This window comes from Photobacterium sp. OFAV2-7, from assembly GCF_022347985.1.
Classification (GTDB): Bacteria; Pseudomonadota; Gammaproteobacteria; order Enterobacterales; family Vibrionaceae; genus Photobacterium.
The window spans coordinates 1-3,406 of sequence record NZ_JAKRFQ010000565.1; the positions used below are offsets into that span (position 1 = coordinate 1).

General features: G+C 43.6%; 5 protein-coding genes. All 5 read left to right on the plus strand.

Annotated elements, in window-relative coordinates; translation table 11 throughout:
- A partial coding sequence (rpiB, locus tag MHN01_RS20940) for a ribose 5-phosphate isomerase B (protein WP_239413210.1) occupies positions 1-341 on the plus strand: 341 nt, incomplete at its 5' end.
- Entirely contained in the window at positions 334-1,005 is a 672-nt protein-coding gene (gene rpe / locus MHN01_RS20945) for a ribulose-phosphate 3-epimerase (RefSeq protein WP_239413212.1), read from the plus strand. The genes rpiB and rpe, both read left to right, overlap by 8 nt.
- Before the next feature lie 258 nt (positions 1,006-1,263).
- Positions 1,264-2,109, plus strand: a complete 846-nt coding sequence (locus MHN01_RS20950; RefSeq protein WP_239413213.1) for an enoyl-CoA hydratase/isomerase family protein — start codon at positions 1,264-1,266, stop codon at positions 2,107-2,109.
- 264 nt (positions 2,110-2,373) lie between these two features.
- A complete protein-coding gene (locus tag MHN01_RS20955; RefSeq protein ID WP_239413214.1) occupies positions 2,374-2,634 on the plus strand; it encodes a hypothetical protein in 261 nt (86 codons plus the stop codon).
- 349 nt (positions 2,635-2,983) lie between these two features.
- The coding region (locus MHN01_RS20960; RefSeq protein WP_239413215.1) for a GrpB family protein at positions 2,984-3,406 on the plus strand (423 nt) is incomplete at its 3' end.

Consider the following 3,406-nt stretch of genomic DNA (forward strand, 5'->3'; position numbering starts at 1 on the left):
CGGAGAGAACGGATTATCCGCAATATGGTCTCGCCGTGGCGGAAGCGGTTATCAACCAACAAGCCGATCTGGGTATTCTCATTTGCGGCACCGGCGTTGGCATTTCTCTTGCGGCAAATAAGGTTCCCGGCGTTCGTGCTGTTGTTTGTAGTGATCCATATACGGCCAGGCTATCTAAAGAGCATAACAATACCAATATCCTTGCTTTCGGTTCGCGAGTCGTTGGGATTGAGCTCGCCAAGATGATTATTGACAGTTGGCTTGATGCCGATTTTGAAGGCGGACGCCATCAGAATCGGATTGACCAAATTGCAGCCATTGAGGAGAAGCAACATGCCTAAGTTTTGTCCTTCGATGATGTGTGTGGATTTTTCTAAGTTGGCCTACGAGCTCAAAGAACTCGAAAGAGCCAATGTCGATATGCTTCATATTGATGTGATGGATGGTCACTTTGTTCCCAACTTTGCACTTGGTCCTGAAGACATCAAAGCGATTAAGGAGTTAACAAACATCGACTATGACGTACACTTGATGCTTTCTAACCCTGATCAGTTTATCGACTTATTTGCGGCGTTAGGGCCAAAGCTAATGTATGTTCATGCAGAAGCGCCACCGCACCTGCACCGCACACTGGGAAACATTCAGGCTAAGGGTATTCAGTCCGGGTTGGCGATCAACCCCGGCACGCCTCTTAGCAGCATTGAAGATGTACTGGATGTGACAGATGTTGTCTTGGTGATGTCGGTCAACCCAGGTTTTGCAGGACAGGCCTTTATACCAAATGCATACAACCGTATCGAACGGATTATTGCGATGATTGAAGAGCAGGGCACTAATACCAAGATTGCCATTGATGGTGCGATTAGTCCGGAAGTCATCGAGAAGCTTCAGGATAAGGTGGAATACTTTGTTCTTGGCACGGCGGGTTTGTTTGGCAAACAGAAAACCTATGCAGAAACGCTGGATGATCTGCGTATGCTCGGCCAGCAGACTGTGGCTGCATAGATTTTTGAATGGCTTTGTGAATAGCTCTGTGAATCCAATGAGATGTATCCGCCTCAATTTGAGAGGCGGTTTCATGTCGCAACCTGCGTTCAGTGGGGAGCTGCTTCCTGTCGGATAATCGTTGGTCTTGTTATGGGTACAGAGCTAGCGACACTTTATGTTAAGTAAATATTCTAATTTTTGAACCCTAAACTGGTTTAACCAGATGCGGTGTAGTAGGCTAATTGTTACGATATTGTTTTAACAGGGAAAAATATTGTGAATGACCTGAGTTTAACAAGTATTGCTGCCAGTCACCTTTTAACCCGTCTCACCGATGGTGTGCTTACCATTACGATGAATCGACCAAAAAAACTCAATGGTTGGACATTGGAGATGATGGATGCATTAGGTGAAGCCTTTCAGAAAGCGAATACCAATGATGCTGTGAAAGCGGTAATTCTGACCGGTTCTGGCAGCTATTATTCCGCCGGGGTTAATCTTGGGGGCTCTCTCAAGCTCATGCATCCTAAAAAGTTGCGTGAGTTAATCGTAAAAAACAATAAAGCTTTGTTTGAGCTTTTCCTCGACTGCACTAAGCCGCTGTTAATCGCTGTCAACGGCCCGGCAATAGGAGCCAGTGTTACGTCATCCACCTTGGCAAATAGTATTGTTGCATCAGAAAAGGCAACTTTCTCAACGCCTTTTGCCGTATTGGGTATAACCCCGGAAGGGTGCTCAAGTGTTCATTTCCCACGTTTGATGGGAGAAAAGAATGCGCAACGTATGTTGGGCAGCGAAGGCTGGAAACCTGAGGCCAAGGAAGCATTAGAAGCCGGTTTGGTTCAAAAGGTTGTACCCCATGAGCAATTAATGGATGAAGCAGAGCGCATTGCACGAGGTTGGGTGACTAATAAAGAACAGCGACAATTTATGGCTGGAAGTCAGTTGGACGATCTGAAAAAGGCTAATGCTCGGGAATCTGAACAACTTGCTGATGCTTTTCTAGGCGCGGACTTTCTAAGAGAGCAATCACGTTTTTTATGGAGCAAGAAGAAATACGCCCCGTCGGTGATGTTCTTTTCGCTATGGAGCTTAAGACCTTTTTGGGCTCGATTAATTTAGCTTTCCATCAAGGTTGGCGACCGGATAGTGTCGCCAATTACGCTAATTAGCTAGTCATTCTAGCTATAGACGCTTTCTGTGTTGGTCTGGCAATATTGTTGTCAGAGGTGATTTCGTTATTGAAATCAAATTTTTCCCTTTCTTTTCATCAGTTTGTAAGGCTTATAAGAGGTTCGTCAAATTAATATTCAACTGGCTTGGTATTATGATTGACCTTCAAATGCAGAAGGTATTTATAGATTGATAAATAAGGGAGCTGTCGTAATGAAATTTGTCGCCCGTTTCGTGCATATATTGCTTTGGCTGAAAGTAGCGGCATCGCCCGTCTTATTAGGGGCATTTATTGGCGGGATGATTTGTTTTGCTCTGAATGAAATGGTTTTCCCCGTCATTGCCATCTGTATTGGTTTAGGTGCCGTATTGGGGATTATTTGGGCAGAAAAAACACGCCGAACTGTAGGGTTATCTAAGTTCCATGGTCGATTAATTGGCCATCCTGAAATTGATGGCTCAAAGAGCAAATAAAATCGCTGTTTGCTAGTTTGGTTGTTACGTTAAATTAACGCTTGAAATAAAGTATTACAATTGTCGTCTACCGTATTGGTTGCGTTCACATTATTGGTTGATGTTAGACTTTTTTATTCGCTAGTGTTGCTGTATTGATTTAGTATTTGCACGTGAAAAGTTTCAGATTATCAATGAACTCCCAAATAAATTCAGGTTTTTATGGCATAAGTTTATCTAGCAGGCGATGATTTGTCGGCTTGAAAAATTTATAGCTCTGACTGGGTGAACCTTGGGTTTTATAGTATTTAACTTTGCGAGTGTATTCTTCGCATCGCTCATGCTGGCGATAAAAGCTATAGGGTAAACGGTGAGTAAGCGAATAATAGAAGTTGTTAGCTATGATCCAAGTTGGGTCGGTTTGTACGAATTAGAAGCGGCAACGATTAAAAACGTGCTCGGTGATGCGGTTGTGAATATTCACCACATTGGTAGTACGGCGGTAGAGGGATTAGCATCTAAGCCCATTATCGATATTCTTGTAGAAGTGACAGATTTGAATGCTGTGGACTTACTTACTTCAGAATTGGTTTCACTCGGCTATGAAGCCATGGGTGAATATGGGATAGCTGAGCGCCGATTTTTCCAAAAGGGGGGAAATAATCGTACCCATCATATCCATGTCTTTAAGGCTGGTGATGAAAATGGCAAGTTGCACATTACGTTCAGGAATTACCTGATTGCTCATCCTGAAATTGCGAAGGAGTATGGTGAGCTTAAAAAGAAAGTGGCA